Raw genomic sequence first — 22271 nt, forward strand, 5'->3', positions numbered from 1 at the left:
CATTGTCTAATAGTCGCTTTCGGTTCGTCCATACCCCATTCAATCGGCGCCTTGCGCCGGACGGGGACGCAGTTCACCATGGGCACAGACTCGCCCCGTGCCTCTAACGGCGCAATATATAGCTTAAATCACCGCACTCTGCGAACGGAAAATTCAACGCCGCGACGCCCGATAATGCGCGCTTTGCCGCGGGCGTGCGGCGGCCCGGCGGCGGGCATGAAAACCAGTCATTGAGCGGCACGGCCGCTTCGCCTAAGGCGGGCGGATGAGCGTCCATTTCCACGAAGAAGATTTGCCCGAGGGCGTGCTGGGTCCGGGACCCGTCGCCATCGATACCGAAACCATGGGTTTGAACCCGCTGCGCGACCGATTGTGCCTCGTCCAGATCAGCGACGGGTCGGGCGACGAGCATCTCGTCCGCTTCGCGCCCGGCAGCGCCTATGACGCGCCGGTGCTGAAGGCGATATTGACCGACCCCGCCCGGCTCAAACTCTTTCATTTCGCGCGTTTCGACATCGCCGCGCTACAACAGGCGCTCGGCGTCGTCACCGCGCCCGTCTATTGCACCAAGATCGCATCGAAGCTGATCCGCACCTATACCGACCGCCACGGGTTAAAGGAGCTGGTGCGCGAGCTTCTGGGCCAGGAAGTATCGAAGCAGCAGCAGTCGAGCGACTGGGGCGCCGCCGAGCTTTCCGACGCGCAGCGCGACTATGCCGCGAGCGACGTGCGCTTCCTGCACGCGATGAAAGAGATCCTCGACATGCGGCTGGCGCGCGAAGGACGCACCGAGCTCGCGCAGGCCTGCTTCGATTTCCTGCCGACGCGCGCAGCGCTCGACCTCGCCGGTTGGCCCGAGGTCGATATTTTCGCGCACACCTGATGTCAGCGATTCGCCAAAGGTCCTGATGGATGTCCGAACGCGCCGATCTTGACCGCACGATGCGCCGCATGTGGGCGGCGAGCGGGTCGAGCCACGACCGCGTCGTGCGCATCCTGCGCTACGGCCTGCCGCTCGTCATCGGCGTCGTCGCGGCGGTGCTTGTCTTTTCGCCCTTCACCCAGCGCGCCGAGATCAGCTTCCTGCTGTCGAAGGACAAGGTCGAGATGGCCAAGGAACGGATGAAGGTGACGCGCGCCGAATATCGCGGCCAGGACGCGAAGGGCCAGCCCTTTGCGCTGCTCGCGGGGAGCGCGGTGCAGAAAAGCTCGGCCGAGCCGATCGTGCGGATGACCGACCTGTCGGGGGCGATCCGCCTGGCCGACGGTCCGGCGACGATCGTCGCCAAGGACAGTGCTTATAATATGGATACCGAAAAGGTGGCGGTGCCGGGGCTGTTGCAGGTCAAGAGCGCGGGCGGATACCGCATCGATGCCAGCAATGTCGCGGTCGATTTGAAGACCCGCAGCCTCATCGGGCAGAATGGTGTCAATGGCACGTTGAACATCGGCCATTTTTCGGCCAACCAGCTGACCGCCGACCTCGACAAACGGATCGTGCGCTTGCAGGGCAATGCGCGGCTGCGGATCAATCAGGGAGTGCTCAAATGAACCGGCTTTCGCCCATGAAGAGCTTGATGCTTGCGGGCGCGGGCTTTGCGCTGACCAGCCTCGCGCTGCTGTCGGCCGGCACCGGCGGCGATGCCGCGCAGGCACAGGCGCTCGCCAACCACAATAGTGCCGCCCCCGTCGATTTCGACGCGGGCAGCATCGAGGTGCAGGATCGCGCCGACCGCGTCGTGCTGGCAGGAAGCGTCCGCGTGACGCAGGCGGGAATGACGCTGACCGCCGCGCGGATGACCGTCGCCTACAGCCGCCAGGGCGGCACCGAAGTCCACCGGCTCGACGCGACCGGCGGGGTCGTGGTGACCAAGGGCGACGAGCGCGCGTCGGGCAATGTCGCGATCTATGACCTCGACCGGCGGCTGATCACGATGGTCGGCAATGTCGAACTGCGCCAGCGCGGCAACCAGCTGCGCGGCGGCCGCATGGTGATCGACCTCAACAGCGGCCGCGCGACGGTCGACGGGCGCGGCGCCGCGCGCGGCGCCGACGGCAATCCGATCCAGGGCGTCACCGGCGGGCGCGTCACCGGCACCTTCACCGTACCGGAAAGAAAGCAGTAACCACGCCGCTTTACCGACCTGCAACCATGCACCTTCACCAAGGGCGCTGGGACCAGATCCACTTGCGGTGCCGGGGGGCGACGCTGCGCAATGAAAGCGAGCCCCCATGCGCTTCTCCCCCCTTGTTCCGCCCCGTCGCCCGCTGTTCGGCCGCCGCGTAGCGCCGCCCGAGCCGCCCGTCGTCGCGGGGCCCAGCAGCGAAGAGCGCCGGTTGATCGACCGCATCATGCGCCACGCGGGGTATCGCGAGTCGCGTTGAGAGAATCCTGACCTTCACCGCGTGGGAGCCGAAGCTTGGCGATCGGCGCTCGCGCCCCTACATGGGGCGCGCATGCCGCCCGATACCTCCACCTCCGCCGACGCCTCGCGCGAACCGCCCGTCCTCGCGACGCTAAGGCGCTTCCTGCCCTATCTGTGGCCGGCGGGGCACACCGAGCACAAGGTCCGCATCGTTCTTGCGGGCCTGATCGTGCTCGCGTCGAAGGGCGTGCAGCTGTCGATGGGTTTCCTCTATGGCGCCGCGATCGACAAGATGGCGCCGGGGATGGAAGCGGGCGTCGCGCTCGCGATCGGCCTCGTCCTCGCTTACGCCGGCGCGCGCTTCGCCGGGGTGCTCTTCGATAACTTGCGCAACGTCGTGTTCGAACGCGTCGGGCAGGATGCGACGCGCGAGCTCGCGATCACGACCTTCAGCCATCTCCATGCGCTGAGCCTGCGCTTCCACCTCGCGCGGCGGACGGGCGAGGTCACCAAGGTGATCGAGCGCGGCACCAAGAGCATCGACACGATGCTCTATTTCCTGCTGTTCAACATCGCGCCGACGATCGTCGAACTGCTTGCGGTGCTGATCATCTTCTGGACCAAGTTCAGCTTCGGCCTCGCCAGCGCGACCGCGCTGATGGTCGTCATCTATATCATCTTCACGCGCAAGGTGACCGACTGGCGCAACGCGCTGCGCACGCGGATGAACGATCTCGACACGCTGACGATCGGGCGCAGCGTCGACAGCCTGCTCAATTACGAGACGGTCAAATATTTCGGCGCCGAGGCGCGCGAGGAAGCCCGCTACCGCGACGTCGCCGACCAATATGCGCGCGCCGCGGTGAAGAGCGAGAACAGCCTCGCGTGGCTGAACATCGGGCAGAGCCTCGTCACCAATGCCGCACTTGCGGGGGCGATGGCGTACACCGTGTGGGGCTGGTCGCAGGGCGAATATAAGGTCGGCGACGTGGTGCTGGTGAACACCTTGCTCGCGCAGCTGTTCCGCCCGCTCGACATGCTCGGCATGGTCTATCGCGTGATCCGCCAGGGGCTGATCGACATGGAGGCGATGTTCCGCCTGATCGACACCCCGCCCGAGATCAGCGATGCGCCCGACGCGTGGCCGCTGGTGGTCAACGGCGGCGCGGTGGCGTTCGAGAATGTCGTCTTCGGTTACGAACCCGATCGCACGATCCTGAACGGGGTGAGCTTCGCGGTCGGCGCGGGCGAGACGCTGGCGATCGTCGGGCCGTCGGGCGCGGGCAAGTCGACGATCGCGCGGCTGCTCTTCCGCTTCTACGATCCGCAGGGCGGGCGGATCACGATCGACGATCAGGATATTGCCAAGGTCACGCAGAAAAGCCTGCGCGCCGAGATCGGCATCGTCCCGCAGGACACGGTGCTGTTCAACGACAGCATCGGATACAACATCGCCTATGGCCGCGAGGATGCGACCGCCGAAGGGGTCGCCGAGGCGGCCGAGGGCGCCGCGATCGACGGCTTCATCGCGATCCTGCCGCAGGGCTATGACACCGAGGTCGGCGAGCGCGGGCTGAAGCTGTCGGGCGGCGAAAAACAGCGCGTCGCGATCGCGCGGACATTGCTCAAGAACCCGCCGGTGCTGATCCTCGACGAAGCGACGAGCGCGCTCGACAGCCGCACCGAGGCGGCGATCCAGGACACGCTCGAACGGATTGCCGAGCGGAGAACGACGCTGGTGATCGCGCACCGCCTGTCGACGGTGACCGGGGCGGACCGGATCGTCGTGCTCGACAAGGGACGCGTCGCCGAGACGGGGACGCACGACCAGCTGCTGCGGATGCGCGGGCTGTATGCCGACATGTGGGCTAGGCAGCAGGCGGAGAAGGAGGAGGGCACGGTTTGACCGAATAGGGGGCGAGAGTTGCGAGGAACGGAAATGTGCGTCAGAGTACTATTGTTGTAGCGCGCAATAGAACGGCTTAGGTGATTCTGATGCCTGTTAACTACCGTCTTTCGAAGGTTAGTATTGAGAATTTTCGCGGCATAAAAGACCTCTCCCTAGAGTTGCGAGATGGATTCACGACGGTTTTAATAGGCGCCAATAACGCCGGTAAGTCTACGATCCTCAATGCGATCGCGTTGGCTCTGAATGGAGGTGGCTTCCATCAATGGGTGCCAACAGAGAATGATTATTTCTGCGATGCCAATGGCGTTCGCGCGTCAAGTTTCTTGGTAAAGGTTCTTTTCGATTCTGACGACGCGCTCGGTTACCCAGCGGTAAGAGGCGTAGGCGCGGCAAACTTGGTCCATGGCATTCAGGTAAAAGGAACCACCACGAAGGATGGTAAGTTCAAACATACGCGAACGCTCCTAGACGAGGCCGGCAAACCTATCACAATAGCCCCGCGCACGACGCTGAGTGCATCCGACAAAGTGAAATTTGCGGATCATGATATTGGTTTTAAGCAAGTTTATGCTCGGCTGGATGACATCCGGGAGTACGTTCCAGGCGTGTGGCTGTTCAAGCCTCAGAACATCGAGGCATCACTTTATCTTTGGAAAACCGGCCCGATTGCGAAGCTCTCTCAGCTTCTTGCAGAAAGATTTTTGACTGATAGCTGGGAAGTGCAATTGGGCGAAGGTAAACCGGCGCGACAAATGCCCCATGCGATGCACTTGGCATACGGTTTCTTTCAAGACGCCTTGCAGCAGTTTCCATTCTGGCAGCAGGATATGAGGCCTCATCTTGAAGGCGTCATTGGTAAGTATGTCGGAAAGCAAACGAAGATTGAACTACGGCCCGATTCTCAGGTTTTTGAAGAATGGGTTTCGCAACAGCTAATGATTTCGCTAGCCACGGATCCCGACAGTGCTGCAACTCCGCTGAAAAATATGGGCGACGGATGGCAGTCCGTCATTCGGCTCGCGGCATTGGAAGCGCTAACAAAATATCCAAGCCTCACAAAAGATCGAATCGTATTGCTTTTGGAAGAGCCAGAAACGCATTTGCATCCACATTTACGGAGAAAATTGCGCAAAGTGCTAGCTAGCCTTTCCGAGAGAGAATGGGTCGTCGTTTATACGACCCATTCTCCTGAATTAGTGTCTTTTGAAGGTCAGCAGTCAATCACCCGCCTTGTCATGGCCACGGGATCGGTGGCGTATGGAACTGTTTTCACCGACAAAATAGAAGCCGGAGCGAAACTTCAATCGAAACTTGACGACAGGGGCGCGCATGATTTCTTGTTTAGTGCCGGAGTCATATTTTGCGAAGGTACAGAGGACGCATTTGCTGTCCGAATGGGCATGGAAAATCTGGATGTAGATTGTGACGCGCGGTCAATCAGCATCACTCATTGTAGCGGAGCCAGCGGTATCCCGGCGTTTGCGCTTATGGCAAAGAATCTGGGAATAAGATGGTGTGCGCTGACCGATCAAGATTTGCTGCCGGACGGAAACATCAACCCAGCCACGTCGAAGCATAGGGATAAAATTGAGACTATCCGTGGGGAATCTGACGTACAGGTTCAGTGGCCGGTAAATTTGGAGCACTGTTTGGGCATTGAATCGTCAAAGGCCACCCCTGAGGTCGTGCTGCCTCTTCTTTCGGTTCCGGGCTGGGCGACTGAATATCCGGAGTTCCATGGCGTAGTGAACGAAATGGCAAGTTGGATCGATCCCTCTGCGGCTAACTGATCTCCGCATAATATAGCGGCCATGCCGCCCGCGTCGTTACCCTGCCACATCCCAATAAGGCGGATTGCCGAAGCAACTTTGCAGATGCTCCCTGAGCGCCCGCAATTTCGCCGACGGGTTCCGCCCCCGCGCATGCGCCATGTAGAGAAATTCCTCGTCGGGTTCGACGTCGAGCGCGACCACCTGCAGCTCGCCTGCCTTCACCGCCGGTCCCGCGATGAACGCCGGGAGCATCGCAAGCCCGAGCCCGGAGATCGCGGCGTCGCGCATCATGTCGCCGTTGTTGACGCCGAACATCGCGTGCGCTTGCACCGATACAGGGCCGCCCACCGTGCGGAAGCGCCAGTCGGCGGCGCCGCGGTTGGTGTAGAAGATGCCGCGGTGGTGGCGGAGGTCTTCGATCGTTTGCGGGGTACCGTGCTCGGCGAGATAGGTGGCCGACGCGGTGAGCAGGCGGTGGCTCTTGGCGAGTTTCCACGCGACGAGGCGCGTGTCGTCGATCGTGCCGTGGCGGATGATCGCATCATGGCCGCTCGATGCGACGTCGATGCGGCGGTCGTCGAGGTCGAGCGTGAGCTGGATCTCGGGATGCTCCTTGAGGAAGGGATAGAGCGCGGGGCCGAGGTGCAGGCGCGCGAAGGTCACCGGCGCGGCGATGCGGAGCGGGCCCGACAGCGTGCCGCGGCGCTCGGCCATGTCGGCGGCGGCTTCGGATATGTCGCGGGTGATCCGCTGCGCGCGCGGCAGGAAGGCGGTGCCGTCCTCGGTCAGGCTGAGCTTGCGCGTGGTGCGGTGGAGCAGCGCGCCGCCCAATGAGCGTTCGAGCTCGGCGAGGCGTTCGCTGACCACCGATTTGGAGAGGCGGAGCTGGCGCGCGGCGCCGCTGATCGAGCCGTTCTCGACCGTCGCGACAAACGCGGCGATGCCTTCGATGCGGATCATTGTCGGCTATCAAGCCACCAAGGCCGACCTCCAAGCGTTCCCCGGCGAAAGGTGTCGGGAGGCACGTGACTCCCGGCACGGTCCATGCCCCGTAGCGCTCGCCAATCTGGGCCCCGGCTTTCGGCGGGGAGCACCTTTTGCAGTGGAAGCGTAGTGCGACACATTGTTCGGTATATCCGAATTATAGAACCAAGAGTTGCCGTCTATTCCGAACGAGGCCGTAAGTCCATCTTCACTCCATCGACACGGGCATCGGGCCCGCCGCCGAACAGGAGAAAGATCATGGCTCGTTTGCTGAACAAGGTTGCGATCGTCGCCGGCGCCAGCTCGGGCATCGGCCGCGAAACCGCGAAACTCTTTGCCGCCGAGGGCGCTTCGGTCGTCGTCGGGGCACGCCGCCAGGCCGAACTCGACGCGCTGGTCGCCGAAATCGCCGCCGCGGGCGGCAAGGCCGTCGCGGTCGCCGGCGACGTGCGCGACGAAGCCTTCCACGAAGCGCTCGTCCGCGCCGCGGTGGAAAATTACGGCCGGCTCGACATCGCGTTCAACAATGCCGGGGTGTTCGGCGAAGCGGGGCCGAGCACCGAGGTGTCGGCGGCGGGGTTCAGCGACGCGCTCGCGGTCAACCTCACCGGCTCGTTCCTCGGCGCGAAGCACCAGATCGCCGAGATGGTGAAGCATGGCGGCGGATCGGTGATCTTCACCTCGACCTTCGTCGGCTACAGCTTCGCCTTCCCGGGCAGCGCGGCCTATTCGGCGAGCAAGTCGGGGCTGATCGGGCTGACGCAGGCGCTCGCCGCCGAGTTCGGGCCGCAGCAGGTGCGCGTCAACGCGGTGCTTCCCGGCGCGGTCGAGACCGACATGTATCATGATGTGAACGACAGCGCCGACAAGAAGGATTTCGTCACCAACCTCCATGCGCTGAAACGCGTCGCGCAGCCGATCGAGATCGCGCGCTCGGTGCTTTACCTCGCCTCGGACGATGCGAGCTTCGTCACCGGCACGGCGTCGCTGCTCGATGGCGGGGCGTCGATCACGCGCAGCTGAGCTGGCTCAAACATCTCGTCATTCCCGCGAAGGCGGGAACCCAGCCCGCGACGTTGCGGCTGGGTTCCCGCTTGCGCGGGAATGACGATTTTGGAGAAGTGTAGGGCTTCCCCCGCTCGCCCAAACTTCCTATCGCCCGTCTCAATGACCGCCGACGCTCTTCTCCCTTTGCTCAAATCCACCTTCGGTTTCGACGCCTTCCGGGGCCGTCAGGCCGAGGTCGTCGACCGGGTGATGGCGCGCGAGCGCACGCTCGCGGTGATGCCGACGGGGGCGGGCAAGTCGCTCACCTATCAGTTGCCCGCGGTCGCGCTCGATGGCTGTGTCGTCGTGGTGTCGCCGCTGATCGCGCTGATGCACGACCAGCTGCGCGGTGCGCGCGCGGCGGGGATTCGCGCCGCGTCGCTGACGAGCGTCGATGCCGACTGGGCCGATACGCGGCAGGCGTATCGCGACGGCAATCTCGACCTCTTGTACGTGGCGCCCGAGCGCGCGACGGGCGAGGGGTTTCGCACCTTGCTCGAGGCGCGGATGCCGGCGCTGTTCGCGATCGACGAGGCGCATTGCGTTTCGGAATGGGGGCATGATTTCCGCCCCGATTACCGGTTGCTGCGACCGCTGCTCGATGCCTTTCCGGCGGTGCCGCGGCTGGCGCTGACCGCGACCGCGGACAAGCACACGCGCGAGGACATCCTGGTCCAGCTCGGCATTCCCGCCGACGGGCTGATCCTCGCGGGGTTCGACCGGCCGAACATCCGCTACGCGGTACGGCCGCGCGTGACGCCGGCGCGCCAGCTCGTCGATTTTATCGCTGCCAATCCGGGGCCGGGGATCGTCTATGCGCCGACGCGCAATGGTACCGAGCGTCTGGCGCAGCAGCTCGCGGCGGCGACGGGGCGGAGCGTCGCGGCCTATCATGCCGGGCTCGCCCCCGAAGTGCGCGCGCGCGTCCAGCATGATTTCGTCGCGTCGGAGGATGGCATCGTTACCGCGACGGTCGCTTTTGGCATGGGGATCGACAAACCCGACGTGCGCTTTGTCGCGCACGCCGGGCTGCCGAAATCGATCGAGAGCTATTATCAGGAAACGGGGCGTGCGGGGCGCGACGGCGATCCTGCCGAGGCGATGATGCTGTGGGGCGCCGACGATTTTGCGCGCGCGCGGATGCGGCTTTCAGAGCTGCCCGAAGCGCGTGTCGCGGGCGAGCGGGTGCGGCTCAACGCGCTCGCGGCGCTGGTCGAGACGGTCGAGTGCCGCCGCGCGCTGCTGTTGCGCCATTTCGGCGAGAGCCCGCCCGTGCGCTGCGGCAATTGCGACAATTGCCTCGAACCCGCGGCACAGGTCGACGCGACCGTTCTCGCGCAAAAGCTGCTGAGCGCGGTGTATCGCACCGGGCAAAGCTTTGGCGCGGGGCATATCGAGGCGGTGCTGACCGGGCGCAGCGATGAGCGGATCGTGGGGCGCGGCCACGACAAGCTATCGGTGTTCGGGATCGTCGCGGGCGAGGAGGCGCGGCTGATCAAGCCGCTGGTGCGTAGCCTGATGGCGCGCGAGGCGCTGGGCACCACCGAGCATGGCGGGCTGATGCTCGGCCCCGCGGCGCGCGCGATGATGAAGGGCGAGGCACCGGTGCTGATGGCCGAGCCGCCGGTCAAGCGGACGCAACGCGCGGCGCGCGGCGGGAGCGCGGCGGCGAACCCGGTCGGCGATCCGCTGTTCGAGGCCTTGCGCGCGACGCGGCGCGAACTCGCGGCCGAAGCGGGGGTGCCGCCCTATGTGGTGTTCCACGACGCGGTGCTGCGCGCGATGGCGAGCGAAAAGCCAGCGAGCCTGCGCGACATGGGTGCGATTCCGGGGGTTGGCGCGAAGAAGCTCGAGGCGTGGGGCGATGCGTTTCTGAACGTGATCCGGCAGTTTTGAGCCGGCCGGTCCGGGGCGGTCATTCCGGCGGCGAAATGACCGAGACAATGTCGCTGCGTAGCGTCCAGCCGAGCCGTTCGTAGAGAGCCTTGCCGTCGGCGGTGGCGACCAGCAGGCGGTCGGTGACGCCGCGGCGAACGGCCAGGCGGCCGAGTTCGGCCATGACTGCCGAGCCGAGCCCGCGGCGGCCAAACTGCGGTTCGGTGACGATCTGATCATAGACGGCGACGGTGCCGTGAATACCGAGGACTCCGCGCGCGGCGAGCTCCCCGTCGGCATGTCGCGCGACCGCTTCGAAACGGTCGGCGCTTTCATCGATCTCGATCGCGAAATCGGGCGTGGGCCGCGCAGCGGGCATGTCGGTCCCGGCCGCCATCAGCCACATGGCGTCGCGCGGCCGCCAGTGTGATGGAATATATGGGAGAATCGCGTCGCGCGGCGCTGCGATGTCGACATAGACGTGCGGCGCATCGACTGCGGCGAATGCGGCTGCCGCGGCTTCGCCCGATGCGTCCCCCAGGATGAAGCGGCCGGTCTGGTCGGGCTTGCCGACATCGAACCACAGCGCCGGGGGAACGGCGGCGGCGACGGGGCGGGCATATCCGCGCGCCGCGCAATAGCCGAAGGCCCATTGGAAATGATCGTTCATGCTTCTCGACCATAAGCGAAGCGCGGGGCAAGGGAAACGGCAACGCACCTTCACGCTTGTCAGCAAAAGCCGCTGTCCTATACATCGCGGCCATGAGCGATTTTCGAACCCTGTCCGCCGACTATAGCGTCGCCCCACAAATCACCCTCGAGGATGTCGCCGAGGCGAAGGCCGCGGGTTTTGCGATGATCGTCAACAACCGCCCCGACGGCGAGGAGCCCGAGGCGCCGCAGGGCGACGAAATCGCGAACGCCGCGGCGGCCGAGGGCCTCGCCTATGCAGCGATCCCGGTGGGGCATGCCGGGTTCAGCCATCCGCAGCTCGACGCGCTCGACGCGGTGCTCGGCGCCGCGACCGGACCGGTGCTCGCCTATTGCCGGTCGGGCACGCGCTCGACGCATCTGTGGGCGCTGGCGCGCGCACGCGCCGGCGACGATGTCGATGCGATTTGCGAGGCGGCCGCGAATGCGGGCTATGATCTCGGCGGCCTGCGCCCGATGCTCGACGCGCTCGCGGGGGAGCAATGACGCAGGCGGAACTGATCCAGCTCGGCGCATCGCTGCTCGCGGTGTTTTTCGTCGCCTGGCTGGTCGGGAAGATGGGGCTGGGTTCCGATCCGCGGATCGAGGATGCCGACCACGCAATCCGGCTCGCCGAAGAGGCCGAGGCGGGGTTTCGCGGAACCGAAGTGGCGCGCGACCGCGCGGGCTTTGCTGCGATCGTGCGCAACCGCGAGGGGCGGATGATACTGGTGCGCGCGCATGGCAATCATTTCGCGGCGCGGCCGGTCGACGGGCACGTCGTCGGGCGGCTCGACAAGGATTTCCTGACGCTGACGATGCCGGAAAGGACATTTGGCGCAGTGACGTTGCACCTGGGGAGGGACGCGGGGATGTGGGCAAGCCGGATGCGGGAATTCAGGCATGGATAAATTGCCCGACCCGGTAACCTACGCCGTTCCCGCCTTCATCCTGCTCCTGATTGCCGAGATGATCGTCGCGCTTCGCGCCGACAAAAGCCGGTACGAGACGCGCGATACGTTGACCTCGCTGATGCTCGGCACCGGCAGCCAGGTCGCCGGCGCGCTCGTCGGCGCGGTTGTCATCGCGGCGTCGGTCTGGGTGTACCAGTTCCGCCTGTTCGACATCGGGATCGCGTTTGGCAGCTGGTGGTGGGCGTGGATCCTCTGCTTCTTCCTCGACGACCTGGCCTATTATGCCTTCCACCGCAGCGCGCACCGCGTGCGCTGGTTCTGGGCGAGCCATGTCATCCACCACAGCTCGCAGCACTATAATCTATCGACCGCACTACGGCAGACGTGGACGGGTTTTTTCAGCCTTGGCTTTATCTTCCGCCTGCCCTTGTTCCTGATCGGTTTTCCGCCCGCGATGGTGTTCTTCTGCGCAGGGCTGAACCTGATCTACCAATTCTGGATTCATACCGAGGCGATCAAGCGGCTGCCGAAATGGTTCGAGGCGGTGATGAACACGCCGTCGCACCACCGTGTCCATCATGGCGTGAACCCGCGCTATCTCGATGCGAACTATGCCGGGGTCTTCATCATCTGGGACAGGATGTTCGGCAGCTTCGTTCCCGAACGCGACGACGAGCCGGTGCGTTACGGCATCGTCAAGCAGCTCGGCAGCTTCAATATTCTCTGGGCCGCGGTCCACGAATGGGTCGGGATCGCGAAGGATGTCTGGCGCGCGCCGTGGCGGCACAAGCTCGATTATATGTGGCGCGAGCCGGGCTGGAGCCACGACGGCAGCCGCGCGACGAGCGCGATGATCAAGGAACGCTGGGCGGCGGGGCGGCCGGTCGAGGAAGCGGCGGAGTAAATATTCGTCGCCCCCGCGTAAGGCCGACTGCGGCCCCCACCTTCGCGGGGGCGACGTGTATTGGCCTTGCCTCGTCGCCTAATGACATTCATGTAAGCACCCCAATGACCACCTGTCGGGTGGCGAGGGGAGCGGTACATGGATCAGTTCGACATCATCGTCATCGGCGGCGGCAGCGCGGGGAGCGCGGCGGCGGGGCGGCTCGCCGAGGATGGCAAGCGGACGGTGTGTCTGGTCGAGGCGGGCGGGACCAACGATATTGTCCGGGTCAAGACGCCCGGTTTCATGCCCTTCATCCCCAAATCGTCGAACTATCGATATGAGACGCTGCCACAGGCGGGGCTGAACGGGCGGATCGGGTATCAGCCGCGCGGGCGCGGGCTGGGCGGGTCGAGCGCGATCAACGCGATGGTCTATATCCGCGGCCACAAGTTCGATTACGACCAATGGGCCACGCTCGGTGCGACCGGCTGGAGCTATGCCGACGTGCTGCCTTTCTTCAAGCGCAGCGAGGGCAATGAGCGCGGTGCCGACGATTTCCACGGCGCCGACGGGCCGCTCAACGTCATGGACCAGCGCTGGCCCAATGTGACGAGCCGGCGCTTCGTCGAGAGCGCGGCATCGCTGCAATTGCCGCGTACCGCCGACTTCAATGGCCCCGACAACGAAGGCTTCGGCCTCTATCAGGTCACGCAGAAGGGCGGCGAACGCTGGTCGGCGGCGCGCGCCTATGTCGAGCCGCTACGCGGCCATGGCAATTTCGCGGTGCGCACCGGGGCGCTCGTCGAGAAGATATTGGTCGAGGACGGGCGCGCCGCAGGGGTCGTGATCCGCCGCGGGTCGAAGCGCGAGACGCTGCGCGCGCGGGGCGGGGTGGTCCTGTCGGCGGGCGCGTTCGGCTCGCCCCAGATTTTGATGCTGTCGGGGATCGGCCCGGGCGCGCATCTGAAGGACATGGGTATCGACGTCACGCTCGACCGCGCGGGCGTCGGCGCCAATCTGCAGGACCATATCGATTATGTGTCGAGCTGGGAGACGCGCTCGACCGACCCCTTCGGCGACAGCCCCGGCGGGACGTGGCGGATGGTGAAGGCGATCTTCGAGCATCGCACCTGGCGTAGCGGGATCATGACGACCTGCTTTGCCGAGGCGGGCGGCTTCTGGAAATCGCGCCCCGATCTGCCCGCGCCCGATGTCCAATATCATTTCGTGCCCGCGATGCTCGAGGATCATGGGCGGACCAAGGTGAAGGGGCATGGCTTTTCGTGCCACGCGTGCGTGCTGCGTCCCGAAAGCCGGGGTATGGTGCGGCTCGCGTCGGGCGATGCCGCATCGGCGCCGGCGATCGATCCGGGCTTTTTGACCGACGCGCGCGATATGGCGACCTTGCGGGCCGGCGTCCGGATGATGCACCGCATCGCCGCCGCGCCGCCGCTCTCGGACTATGCGGGTGCCGACCGGCATCCGGTGGACCTGGGCGACGATGCGGCGCTCGACGCGCTGATCCGCAGCCGCGCCGACACCGTCTATCACCCGGTCGGCACGTGCCGGATGGGGAGCGATGCCGACGCGGTGGTCGATCCGGGGCTGAAGCTGAACGGTGTCGAGGGGCTGTGGGTCGCCGACGCGAGCATCATGCCGCGGCTGGTTTCGGGGAATACCAATGCGCCGAGTATCATGATTGGCGAGCGCGCGGCCGATTTCGTGAAGGCGGCGTTCGTCTGATTTTTTCGTCATCCCGGCTTTCGCGGGATGACGAAGGTTAAAAACAGGCCTCCGCCAGCAACCTCCCGCTCCCCGTCAGATCGTAACGGCTCGACGGCGGCCTCGCATCGAGCACCTCGCGCACCACCAGTCCGTGATTTCCGAGCGCGGTGAGCCCCTGCGACAACGCGCGCGGCGTTGCTGGCGCGAGCAGGCGCGACAGCGCGTTGAAGCGGTCGTGGCCCATGCCGATCCCCACCACCAGCGGCAGTCCCCAGCGCGTCGCGGCGCCGGGCGGCAGGCCGATTTCCTGCTGCGCCTCGGCGATCGTCGCGGCGCGCGCTGCCGCGACCTTGCCCGCTTCGGTCAGGATATATTCGGGGCGCAGCGGGTGGCCGTGGCCGGGGTTGCGCTGCACCCAGCCGATCGCTGCCGCGGCGTCGAGCGTGCGCTTGCAGCTGTCGCGCGGCAGCTCCAGCCGGTGGAGCAGCTCGACGAAGCGCGCGCCCTTGTGCGCCGCAAGGTCGGCGAGCAGCGGCACCAGCCAGCGGTGGCTGCCGAGCTGGACGAGCATTGGATCGGGTTGGCTTGACGGCATTTGCAACTAACTATACAAACCGGACTATAGACGCAAGCGCGTTGGCAGACGGAGGAAGGGCATGGCACTCGAAATCGGATCCGAACTCACCTGTTCGATGGGGGTCAAGGACATGACTGCGTCGATCGCGTGGTACGAGCGCGTGATGCACTGCAAGCTGCTCTACCGCGCCGACGAGCTTGGCTGGTGCGAGCTCGCGACCCCGATGACGGGGGTCAATATCGGGCTAAGCCAGGTCGAGAGCGTGGTGCAGGGCGGGGGTGCGACGAATGTGTTCGAGGTCGCCGACATCGATGCCGCCAAAGCGCATCTCGATGCCGAAGGCGTGCGGCAGGATGGCGAGATCCAGCATATTCCGGGGTTGGTGAAATTGCTTACCTTCTACGATCCCGACGGCAACGCCTTCATGTTCTCGCAGTCCGAGATGGCGGCATGACGCCCATCTGGTGGGCGGTGGCGGCGTTGCTGGCACCGGCGCCGGCATCCGTACCTGGATTGGGGGCGCCTTCGCTCGCCGCGTGGCACGGGATGTGGAGCGGCGAGGGGCAGACGTTCGGCAAGCCCGCGACCGCGACGCTCGAAATCGGGCCCGCGCCCGACGCGCCGGCGACACGGCTCGTCTATCGCCTGACGATAGCGGGGGCGATCGAAGGAAAGCCGCCGGTCGCCTATTCGGCCGAGGCGAATTACCGGGTCGACGCCAAGGGTCGCATCCGCGGAAACTGGACCGACAGCACGGGCCGGACGCGGGCCGTTTCGGGCCGCATCGAGGGTGTTTTGTGGTCGACAAATTGGGGCAGCGCCGATGTCGAAATCGGCCGGTCGACCTATCGGCTGGAGACGAAGGATTTGCTCGTCGTCAGCGATTCGGTGTTGCAGGATGACGGCAGCTGGCGGGCCTTTGCCGTGCTGCGCTATCGCCGCAACAATGGCTGAAAACCAAGGTTTTTTGGCAATTCTTATGCTGCGCACAAAAAAAGAGGGCCGGGACTTGCGTCCCGGCCCAGCCTTTCAGGCTCTCCCCTCCTGAAACTGTTGACGCAATGAATGCCATATTAATGTCATGTTGGGAAGGCCTAAATTCGCGGCAGTGCTGCCTAGATATTGTGCAGCGCAGCATGCAGCAAAAAGGGCCGGTTGTTCACCCGAACCGGCCCCTCTTTCCGGATCAGAATGTCTTGCGCGCGGTGATGCCAAAGGTCCGCGGCTGGCCGACCGTGTAACCGAGGCGCGCCCGTCCGCCGCGTTCGCGATCGAACGAGAGCAGGGCATTTTCGTCGAAGACATTGTTGACATAGGCGATCAGCGACAAGCCATTGTCGAAGTCGACCCCGGCGCTGAGATTGACCAGCTGGTAATCGGGAAGCTGCAGGTCGATCGTCGTCGCCGCATTCGCCGGGGCGCCGCCGAACGGCAGCCCGTGGACGAAGGTGCGCGGGTTGTTTTCCTGATCCGCCGGCTGGGTATAGCGCGTGCCGACATGCTGGACCGAGGCGGAAAGATAGGCCGACGCGGTATCCGACACCGGGAATTCATAGCTGCCCGAAGCCGACAGCTGGAACTTCGGCACCGACGGCAGGCGGTTGCCGTCGCGAATCCCCGTCGCGGCGGTGAGCGCGCCGGGTAGCGTCGTGTCGAATTCGGCCTCGATGATGCTGCCCGAGAGGTTGAGATCGAGCCCGTCGACCGGCGACAGCCCGAGTTCGAATTCGATCCCCATCGAATGCGCCTTGGGCACGTTGAAGACGATACGCGACGAACAGGTTCCGGCGTCGAGCGTGACCTGCAGGTTCTTGATGTCGTTGTAGAAACCCGCGGCGTTGAAGGTGAAGCCGCGGCCCTGCGACTTCACGCCGAGCTCGTAATTCCACAGCGTCTCGTCGTCATAATCCTGAAAACCACCGAACAGCGCGGCGTCGCCGGGCGAGCAGAGTGGCAGGTTCAGCGGATCATTGACCCCGCCGAGGCGGAAGCCCTTCGACGCCTGCGCGTTGATCGACACATTGTCGGCGACGTCATAGCTGAGCAGCAGGCGCGGGCTGATGCCGTTCGATCGCGTCTTGTCGCGGCGGCGGTCGCCGTTGGCGAACAGTCCGCCGGTGATGAAGCGGCGTGTCTCGAGGAAGTCGTAATAACGGCCGCCGAGCGTGACGTCGAACGCATCGGTGATCGAATAAGTGCCTTCGCCGAAGATCGCGAGCTGCTTGATGTCGTAGGGCAGGTCGGCATTATAGGGCGAGTTGGCCGGGAAACCATTGGCGACCGCCGCCGACGTCCCCGCGCCGAGCGTCGCGTCGGTGAAGGCGTCATAGCCCGGGGTCGGCAGCCGCTGGCGATAGAAGCGGTCGGTGCTGGAATAAAAGCCGCCGAACACCCACTGGAAGGGGCTGTCATAGTCCGACGCGAGCCGGACTTCCTGGGTGAAGCTCTTGAGATCGGTCGTGTCGACGAGGCTCGACGGTAACAGCACACCCGCGGCGGGGAAGCCGAGGTCGACCGACACCGAACCGGTAAGCGCACTTGCGTCGCGGCTGACCAGGATGTCGCGGTTGGTATAGCTGGTCACCGCGGTCACCTTGACCCCATCGAGTTTGACGTCGATCTTGAGGTCGGCGATCATCGTCTCGTCCTCGAACGATTCGCGCAGCAGCAGATATTGCTCGCGCTCGTCGAATGTCACCTGCGGCCGCGTCGTGGTGAACTGATTGGCGTAGAGATTATAGACGTCCTGCCGGTTGAAGCCGTTGGCCTTGACCTTTTGATAGACGACGCGCGGGGTGATCGAGAGATTGTCGGTCGGCTCGAAGGTCAGCGCGATGCGCCCGCCGTAGCGTTCGCCGCTGTTGACGTCCTCCTTGCCCGCCGGGCCGATCGCGTTGATGAAGCCGCCGTAGCGGGTGTAATATCCGACCGCGCGGATCGCCGCCTTATCGCCCATGGGCACGTTGATCGCGCCCTTCAGATGACCGCCGATGTCGTCGCCATCGACGAGGTTGAGGTTGGCCTCGACGCTGCCTTCCATCACGCCGAGCTTCGGCTGGTTGGTGATGTAGCGGATCGTGCCGCCGACCGAACCCGAGCCGAACAGCGTGCCCTGCGGCCCGCGCAGCGTTTCGACGCGGTTCAGATCATACAGGTCGATGTCGGGGGTGAAGAGCGAGAGCGAGATCACGCTTTCGTCGAGATAGACGCCGACCTGTTCCTTGACCCCCGGCTGGTCGCGCACGACCTGACCCGCGGAGACGCCGCGCACCGAGACCTGGCTTTGGCCGGGCCCGAGGTTCTGGACCGAGAGGCCCGCGACGTTGCGCGACAGGTCCTCGAGTGTCACCGCGCCCGATTTCTGGATGTCCTCGGCCGTCTGGGCGTTGATCGAAAAGGGGATGTCCTGAAGATTGGCGTCGCGCTTGGTCGCGGTGACGATGATGATGTTGCTGTCGTCTTCGGCGGTACCGGGGTTCTGGGCGAAGGCGGGCGCGCCAATAGGGACCAGCGCGAGCGTCGAAAGCCCGGCCAGCAGCATAGAGCGAGCATGCATGGTGATTTCCTCTCTGTAAAAGCGCGCGGCTATGTTGCTGCGTCGCGAAGCGAGGGGTGCGCCTTTTGTCACAATTTCGCAATGGCGCATGATTGTTGCGCGAGAAAATGGCCGCGACATGTTGCGTTGCGGCCACAGTCCAAAACGGCGGGCAAAAATGCCGGGCAAAAAAATGGCCGGGGACAAGTCCCGGGCCCGTGGCCGTTCCGGCCACAATCAAAAAAAATGGCCGGGGACAAGCCCCGGCCAGTGGTTCGCAGGAGGAACCTGGGTAGGATCCCGCCGCCGCCGTTTGAAAGGAGAGAGACGTGCGGCGGCGGGTATCCTGTCTCGTGATTAATAGTTGTAGGCGCGCTCCCCATGTTCGGCGAGGTCGAGCCCTTCCTGCTCGACGTCCTTCGACGGGCGCAGGCCGATGGTGTATTTGAGGCCGAGGAACAACACCGCGCTGACAAAGCCGGTCCACAGCACGGTGGTGCCGACCGCCCAGATCTGGGCCGTCAGCTGGCCCGCCAGGTCGAACTCGCCAGCCTTGGCAACGGGCCCGGTGTAATCGATCCAGCCCTGGCCGCCCCAGGCCGGGTTGGCGACGAAACCGGTGCCGATCGCGCCGACGATGCCGCCGATCGCGTGGATGCCGAACACGTCGAGCGAGTCGTCATATTTCAGTTTCTTCTTCACCGTGGTGACGAAGAAGAAGCAGACCAGCGAGGCGACGGCGCCGAGGAGGATCGCGGTGCCGGGATGGGCGAAGCCCGCCGCCGGGGTGATGGCGACCAGACCGGCGACGACGCCGGAAACTCCGCCCAGCAACGACGGCTTCTTGTGCACGATCTGTTCGATGATCGCCCAGGTCGCACCCGCGGCTGCCGTCGCGACCAGCGTGTTGATGAAGGCAAGCGCGCCAAAGGCGTTGGCTTCGAGACCCGAGCCGGCGTTGAAGCCGAACCAGCCGATCCACAACAAGGAGGCGCCGATCATCGTCATGACCAGATTGTGCGGGGGCATCGGTTCCGAATTGTATCCGAGGCGCGGACCGATCACGAGGCAGCCGACCAGACCGGCGATGCCAGCATTGATATGGACGACGGTGCCGCCGGCAAAGTCGAGCGCGCCCTTGCCCCACAGATAGCCGTAGTCGGTCGGCGCGGCGTGAAGGAAGTCCGGCCCGGCCCAGTACCACACCATGTGCGCGATCGGGAAATAAGCGAAGGTCAGCCACAGCACCGTGAAGATGATCAGCGGTGTGAACTTCACGCGCTCCGCAAACGCCCCGACGATCAGCGCCGGCGTGATGCAGGCGAAGGTCATCTGGAAGATCACAAAGACATATTCGGGCAGATAGACCCCGTTCGAGAAGGTGGCGGCAAAGGTGTTCACGTCGACGCCTGCGAGGAATGCCTTGTCGAGGCCGCCGAACAGCGAGGGGAAGGGCGTACCGGTGGAGGTGAAGGCCATCGAATAGCCCCAGCTGAACCAGACCAGCGCCGCGACGCAGACGATCGTCAGCACCTGCATCAGCACCGACAGCATATTCTTGGCGCGGACAAGGCCGCCATAAAAAAGCGCCAGCGCGGGCACCGACATCATCAGGACCAAAGCCGAGGCGACGAGCATCCATGCCACGTCGCCTTTGTTGACCATCTCGGCCGTTGGCGTGAAAGCGGCGGGAGCCGCGGCCTCGGCGGCGGGTGCGGCCGGCGCCGCGACCGCGGTCGCCGCTTCCTGTGCCCAGGCGGGCAGCGCGGCGAACAGCGTGAGGCCGACAGCCCCGGCGCCCGCCGCAAACTTGTTTGCGAACGTCATAGTATCCCCCTTCGTCATTACAGTGCCGCCTCGCCGGTCTCGCCGGTGCGGATGCGCACCGCCTGACCCACGTCGAGGACGAAAATCTTGCCGTCGCCGATCGAACCGGTGCCGGCGCTTTGCTGCAGCGTTTCGACGACGCGCGGTGCAAGCGCGTCGTCGCAGACGAGCTCGATCTTCACCTTCGGCACCATGTTGGTCGCATATTCGGCGCCGCGGTAAATTTCGGTCTGCCCCTTTTGCCGGCCGAAACCCTTGACCTCGGTCACGGTCATGCCGGCGATGCCCAGACCGGTGAGCGCTTCGCGCACCTCGTCGAGCTTGAATGGTTTGATGATGGCCAAGATCAGCTTCATGACGCCCCCTTTTGCTAATGGCACCATGTTGCACTGCAACAGCCGTGCCAGATTGCGCGGGCGAAGCGAAAGTTAACATTTTGTGACATTATGGGGCGGCCATCACGACGCAATCGTTCGTTCGATGGGCAGGCGAGGCAGGGGTTTGCCTAAATTTTGGGCAGTATTGTTCCCCTCCCGCCTGCGGGAGGGATTTCAGGTTTCTAGTCAGCCGCCCTGAACCGCGCCCAGATCGGCAAATGATCCGAAGCCCGCGCCGCTAGCGCGCTCTGGTGCACGCCCGCGTCGACCGTCTGAAGGTCGGGGGTCGCAAAGATGCGGTCCAGCTTGGCCACCGGGCGGCGGCTGTGAAAGCTGTGGCCGGTGTCGACCATGTGGTGGCGCTCGCCGAAATCGGCGAGGCAGCCGCCGGACGCGCGCCATTCGTTGCAGTCGCCCATCAGGATTGTCGGCAAATCCTCGCCCTCGGCGACATGCTTCAGGATCGCGCGCGCCTGCTGGCGGCGGCGCAGGCCCGAAATATCGAGGTGCATGCCGACCACGCGCAATCTTGTGTCGCCGATCCGGATCGTCGCCGCGACGGCGCCGCGCGGTTCGAGTGTCGGAAGGTGCAGCGCATGGCTTTCCTCGACCTCGGCGCCCTTCCGGACGAGCAGCGCATTGCCGTGCCAGCCGATGCTGTGCGGGCGGTTGTCGAGCCCGACGGGGACATAATCGCTATGCTCGTCGAACATATGCGGCGGGATCGCGCTGGCGCGGGTGCCGAAACGGCGATCGGCCTCCTGCAGCGCAACGATGTCGGCGTCGAGCTCGCCGAGCACCGACAACACCCGCCCGGGGTCGCGGCGCCGGTCGAGCCCGATGCCCTTGCGCATATTGTAACTGGCGACCTTGATCATGGGAGTGTTTGTAACTGACCTAACTGCCGTTCGTGCTGAGCTTGTCGAAGCACCGTCCTTCTCCCTATCCTTGAAAAGGAAAAACGGTCCTTCGACAAGCTCAGGACGAACGGAAGAGGGGTGGAGTTGCGCCTAACTGGTTCCGAATTCGGCCAGCAACGCGCTCGCCTCGTCCAGGTCCTCGTCGAGCACCATGATGCGCACCGGGATCAGCAACCCGACGCTTTCGGCAATATTCATGCCCGCGTCGAAACAGACCGCGTGGACCCCGGCGCTCTCGAGCCGCCCGCGGAGCAGTTCGGCCTCGGCGCCATTGGGAAGGCGCACCAATTCGACCAATGGCATCAGGCATCGCCGGCGATGAAGCGGTCGGTCGGGCGCGTCGGCAGGCCATCGATGCTTCGGTCACGCTCCTTGAATTTTTCGACCCACAGGTCGCGGTCGGCCTGGCGGTGATATTTCTGCAGCGTGTCGCGTTCGTGTTGCAATTCCATCATCGGCACCCCCCAGCCGCAGCTTGTCTGCACGCTGTCGACGTCGATGACGAAGATCTGGCGCGTGCCGGGAAGTAGCGTGAAATGCGCGGCAGTCTCGTCCCACTCGGCGTCCTGTGGCAGCAGGGGGCGGCCGCGGCCGTAGATGCGCAGGATCAGCGCGCTGCGGTCGAAGGCGCAGAACATGATGGTGATGCGCCCGTCGGCGGCGAGATGCGCGTGGGTCTCGTTTCCCGATCCGCCGAGGTCGAGATAGGCGACCCGGCTTTCGGAGAGGATCCGGAAGCTGTCGGCATAGCCCTTGGGCGACAGGTTGATGCGCGCGTCAGCGGCAGCGGTCGCGGTGAAATAGACCGGCTGTTTTTCGATGAAGGCGATATGCTTGTCGGTCAGCGTGTCGGTGAATTCGGCCATG

Annotated in this window: 23 protein-coding genes; 14 read left to right on the forward strand and 9 right to left on the reverse strand. The window is 64.7% G+C overall.

Annotated elements, in window-relative coordinates; genetic code table 11:
• Window positions 1-265: 265 nt before the first annotated feature.
• The 6 genes from V6M50_RS08235 (at window position 266) to V6M50_RS08260 (ending at window position 6065) form a co-directional block, all read left to right on the forward strand.
• Window positions 266-883, forward strand: coding sequence for a ribonuclease D (locus tag V6M50_RS08235; protein WP_332818076.1), 618 nt, complete (start codon window positions 266-268; stop codon window positions 881-883).
• 29 nt (window positions 884-912) lie between these two features.
• Complete coding sequence (locus V6M50_RS08240) at window positions 913-1551, forward strand: LPS export ABC transporter periplasmic protein LptC (RefSeq protein WP_332818077.1); 639 nt, start codon at window positions 913-915, stop codon at window positions 1549-1551.
• 14 nt (window positions 1552-1565) lie between these two features.
• Complete coding sequence (locus V6M50_RS08245) at window positions 1566-2126, forward strand: LptA/OstA family protein (protein ID WP_332818078.1); 561 nt, start codon at window positions 1566-1568, stop codon at window positions 2124-2126.
• Window positions 2127-2232: 106 nt separating this feature from the next.
• Window positions 2233-2385 (forward strand): hypothetical protein, encoded by a 153-nt coding sequence (locus tag V6M50_RS08250; RefSeq protein ID WP_332818079.1) that lies wholly within the window; start codon window positions 2233-2235, stop codon window positions 2383-2385.
• A 72-nt stretch (window positions 2386-2457) separates the two neighbouring features.
• Window positions 2458-4272, forward strand: a complete 1815-nt coding sequence (locus V6M50_RS08255; protein WP_332818080.1) for an ABCB family ABC transporter ATP-binding protein/permease — start codon at window positions 2458-2460, stop codon at window positions 4270-4272.
• 89 nt (window positions 4273-4361) lie between these two features.
• Complete coding sequence (locus V6M50_RS08260) at window positions 4362-6065, forward strand: ATP-dependent nuclease (RefSeq protein ID WP_332818081.1); 1704 nt, start codon at window positions 4362-4364, stop codon at window positions 6063-6065.
• 36 nt (window positions 6066-6101) lie between these two features.
• On the opposite strand, the gene V6M50_RS08265 is transcribed toward V6M50_RS08260, so the two are convergent.
• Window positions 6102-7007 (reverse strand): LysR family transcriptional regulator, encoded by a 906-nt coding sequence (locus V6M50_RS08265; RefSeq protein WP_332818082.1) that lies wholly within the window; start codon window positions 7005-7007, stop codon window positions 6102-6104.
• Between the two features lie 282 nt (window positions 7008-7289).
• Between V6M50_RS08265 and V6M50_RS08270 the strand changes: the two genes are divergently transcribed.
• On the forward strand, window positions 7290-8054 hold the full coding sequence (locus V6M50_RS08270) for an SDR family oxidoreductase (protein WP_332818083.1): 765 nt from the start codon (window positions 7290-7292) through the stop codon (window positions 8052-8054).
• Between the two features lie 144 nt (window positions 8055-8198).
• The gene (gene recQ / locus V6M50_RS08275) at window positions 8199-9974 is read left to right on the forward strand and encodes a DNA helicase RecQ (RefSeq protein ID WP_332818084.1); all 1776 of its coding nucleotides are present in this window, start codon (window positions 8199-8201) and stop codon (window positions 9972-9974) included.
• A gap of 19 nt (window positions 9975-9993) precedes the next feature.
• On the opposite strand, the gene V6M50_RS08280 is transcribed toward recQ, so the two are convergent.
• Entirely contained in the window at window positions 9994-10623 is a 630-nt protein-coding gene (locus V6M50_RS08280) for a GNAT family N-acetyltransferase (protein WP_332818085.1), read from the reverse strand.
• Window positions 10624-10715: 92 nt separating this feature from the next.
• On the opposite strand from V6M50_RS08280, the gene V6M50_RS08285 reads away from it, so the two are divergent.
• The 4 genes from V6M50_RS08285 to V6M50_RS08300 all read left to right on the forward strand — a co-directional run bounded on the left by V6M50_RS08285 (window position 10716) and on the right by V6M50_RS08300 (window position 14186).
• Entirely contained in the window at window positions 10716-11150 is a 435-nt protein-coding gene (locus V6M50_RS08285; protein WP_332818086.1) for a TIGR01244 family sulfur transferase, read from the forward strand.
• Window positions 11147-11554 carry a hypothetical protein gene (locus V6M50_RS08290; RefSeq protein WP_332818087.1) on the forward strand — a complete coding sequence of 136 codons (408 nt, stop codon included), beginning with the start codon at window positions 11147-11149 and terminating at the stop codon, window positions 11552-11554. Before V6M50_RS08285 ends, V6M50_RS08290 begins: the two co-directional genes overlap by 4 nt.
• Window positions 11547-12461: a sterol desaturase family protein gene (locus tag V6M50_RS08295; protein ID WP_332818088.1), complete on the forward strand. Its 915-nt coding sequence runs from the start codon at window positions 11547-11549 to the stop codon at window positions 12459-12461. The genes V6M50_RS08290 and V6M50_RS08295 overlap by 8 nt, the downstream gene beginning before the upstream one ends.
• Before the next feature lie 138 nt (window positions 12462-12599).
• Window positions 12600-14186 carry a GMC family oxidoreductase gene (locus tag V6M50_RS08300; protein WP_332818089.1) on the forward strand — a complete coding sequence of 529 codons (1587 nt, stop codon included), beginning with the start codon at window positions 12600-12602 and terminating at the stop codon, window positions 14184-14186.
• Between the two features lie 37 nt (window positions 14187-14223).
• Here the strand turns inward: V6M50_RS08300 and V6M50_RS08305 are convergent, their stop codons facing one another.
• Window positions 14224-14763, reverse strand: a complete 540-nt coding sequence (locus V6M50_RS08305; protein ID WP_332818090.1) for a winged helix-turn-helix transcriptional regulator — start codon at window positions 14761-14763, stop codon at window positions 14224-14226.
• Between the two features lie 61 nt (window positions 14764-14824).
• Here V6M50_RS08305 and V6M50_RS08310 point away from each other — a divergent pair, with 61 nt between their 5' ends.
• Both V6M50_RS08310 and V6M50_RS08315 read left to right on the forward strand, forming a co-directional pair.
• Window positions 14825-15199 (forward strand): VOC family protein, encoded by a 375-nt coding sequence (locus tag V6M50_RS08310; protein WP_332818091.1) that lies wholly within the window; start codon window positions 14825-14827, stop codon window positions 15197-15199.
• Window positions 15196-15699 (forward strand): hypothetical protein, encoded by a 504-nt coding sequence (locus tag V6M50_RS08315; RefSeq protein ID WP_332818092.1) that lies wholly within the window; start codon window positions 15196-15198, stop codon window positions 15697-15699. Before V6M50_RS08310 ends, V6M50_RS08315 begins: the two co-directional genes overlap by 4 nt.
• A gap of 232 nt (window positions 15700-15931) precedes the next feature.
• Here the strand turns inward: V6M50_RS08315 and V6M50_RS08320 are convergent, their stop codons facing one another.
• The 6 genes from V6M50_RS08320 to V6M50_RS08345 all read right to left on the reverse strand — a co-directional run bounded on the left by V6M50_RS08320 (window position 15932) and on the right by V6M50_RS08345 (window position 22270).
• Complete coding sequence (locus V6M50_RS08320; RefSeq protein ID WP_332818093.1) at window positions 15932-18301, reverse strand: TonB-dependent receptor; 2370 nt, start codon at window positions 18299-18301, stop codon at window positions 15932-15934.
• Between the two features lie 336 nt (window positions 18302-18637).
• On the reverse strand, window positions 18638-20107 hold the full coding sequence (locus V6M50_RS08325; protein ID WP_332818094.1) for an ammonium transporter: 1470 nt from the start codon (window positions 20105-20107) through the stop codon (window positions 18638-18640).
• Window positions 20108-20124: 17 nt separating this feature from the next.
• The gene (locus tag V6M50_RS08330; RefSeq protein ID WP_003043080.1) at window positions 20125-20463 is read right to left on the reverse strand and encodes a P-II family nitrogen regulator; all 339 of its coding nucleotides are present in this window, start codon (window positions 20461-20463) and stop codon (window positions 20125-20127) included.
• A 203-nt stretch (window positions 20464-20666) separates the two neighbouring features.
• Entirely contained in the window at window positions 20667-21362 is a 696-nt protein-coding gene (locus V6M50_RS08335; RefSeq protein WP_332818095.1) for an endonuclease/exonuclease/phosphatase family protein, read from the reverse strand.
• Window positions 21363-21494: 132 nt separating this feature from the next.
• Window positions 21495-21707, reverse strand: a complete 213-nt coding sequence (locus tag V6M50_RS08340) for a putative signal transducing protein (protein ID WP_332818096.1) — start codon at window positions 21705-21707, stop codon at window positions 21495-21497.
• Window positions 21707-22270, reverse strand: coding sequence for a pyridoxamine 5'-phosphate oxidase family protein (locus tag V6M50_RS08345; protein ID WP_332818097.1), 564 nt, complete (start codon window positions 22268-22270; stop codon window positions 21707-21709). The genes V6M50_RS08340 and V6M50_RS08345 overlap by 1 nt, the downstream gene beginning before the upstream one ends.
• Window position 22271: the final 1 nt, after the last annotated feature.

It is taken from the genome of Sphingopyxis sp. (genome assembly GCF_036675685.1).
GTDB lineage: Bacteria > Pseudomonadota > Alphaproteobacteria > Sphingomonadales > Sphingomonadaceae > Sphingopyxis.

Coding starts and splice junctions, on each gene's coding strand:
- V6M50_RS08255 (WP_332818080.1), top strand. CDS start 2,458: ATGCCGCCCGATACCTCCACCTCCGCCGACGCCTCGCGCGAACCGCCC.
- V6M50_RS08295 (WP_332818088.1), top strand. CDS start 11,547: ATGGATAAATTGCCCGACCCGGTAACCTACGCCGTTCCCGCCTTCATC.
- V6M50_RS08285 (WP_332818086.1), top strand. CDS start 10,716: ATGAGCGATTTTCGAACCCTGTCCGCCGACTATAGCGTCGCCCCACAA.
- V6M50_RS08325 (WP_332818094.1), bottom strand. CDS start 20,107: ATGACGTTCGCAAACAAGTTTGCGGCGGGCGCCGGGGCTGTCGGCCTC.
- V6M50_RS08300 (WP_332818089.1), top strand. CDS start 12,600: ATGGATCAGTTCGACATCATCGTCATCGGCGGCGGCAGCGCGGGGAGC.
- V6M50_RS08235 (WP_332818076.1), top strand. CDS start 266: ATGAGCGTCCATTTCCACGAAGAAGATTTGCCCGAGGGCGTGCTGGGT.
- V6M50_RS08240 (WP_332818077.1), top strand. CDS start 913: ATGTCCGAACGCGCCGATCTTGACCGCACGATGCGCCGCATGTGGGCG.
- V6M50_RS08340 (WP_332818096.1), bottom strand. CDS start 21,707: ATGCCATTGGTCGAATTGGTGCGCCTTCCCAATGGCGCCGAGGCCGAA.
- V6M50_RS08265 (WP_332818082.1), bottom strand. CDS start 7,007: ATGATCCGCATCGAAGGCATCGCCGCGTTTGTCGCGACGGTCGAGAAC.
- V6M50_RS08335 (WP_332818095.1), bottom strand. CDS start 21,362: ATGATCAAGGTCGCCAGTTACAATATGCGCAAGGGCATCGGGCTCGAC.
- V6M50_RS08280 (WP_332818085.1), bottom strand. CDS start 10,623: ATGAACGATCATTTCCAATGGGCCTTCGGCTATTGCGCGGCGCGCGGA.
- V6M50_RS08310 (WP_332818091.1), top strand. CDS start 14,825: ATGGCACTCGAAATCGGATCCGAACTCACCTGTTCGATGGGGGTCAAG.
- V6M50_RS08270 (WP_332818083.1), top strand. CDS start 7,290: ATGGCTCGTTTGCTGAACAAGGTTGCGATCGTCGCCGGCGCCAGCTCG.
- V6M50_RS08245 (WP_332818078.1), top strand. CDS start 1,566: ATGAAGAGCTTGATGCTTGCGGGCGCGGGCTTTGCGCTGACCAGCCTC.
- V6M50_RS08330 (WP_003043080.1), bottom strand. CDS start 20,463: ATGAAGCTGATCTTGGCCATCATCAAACCATTCAAGCTCGACGAGGTG.
- V6M50_RS08305 (WP_332818090.1), bottom strand. CDS start 14,763: ATGCCGTCAAGCCAACCCGATCCAATGCTCGTCCAGCTCGGCAGCCAC.
- V6M50_RS08260 (WP_332818081.1), top strand. CDS start 4,362: ATGCCTGTTAACTACCGTCTTTCGAAGGTTAGTATTGAGAATTTTCGC.
- V6M50_RS08320 (WP_332818093.1), bottom strand. CDS start 18,301: ATGCATGCTCGCTCTATGCTGCTGGCCGGGCTTTCGACGCTCGCGCTG.
- V6M50_RS08315 (WP_332818092.1), top strand. CDS start 15,196: ATGACGCCCATCTGGTGGGCGGTGGCGGCGTTGCTGGCACCGGCGCCG.
- recQ (WP_332818084.1), top strand. CDS start 8,199: ATGACCGCCGACGCTCTTCTCCCTTTGCTCAAATCCACCTTCGGTTTC.
- V6M50_RS08290 (WP_332818087.1), top strand. CDS start 11,147: ATGACGCAGGCGGAACTGATCCAGCTCGGCGCATCGCTGCTCGCGGTG.
- V6M50_RS08345 (WP_332818097.1), bottom strand. CDS start 22,270: ATGGCCGAATTCACCGACACGCTGACCGACAAGCATATCGCCTTCATC.
- V6M50_RS08250 (WP_332818079.1), top strand. CDS start 2,233: ATGCGCTTCTCCCCCCTTGTTCCGCCCCGTCGCCCGCTGTTCGGCCGC.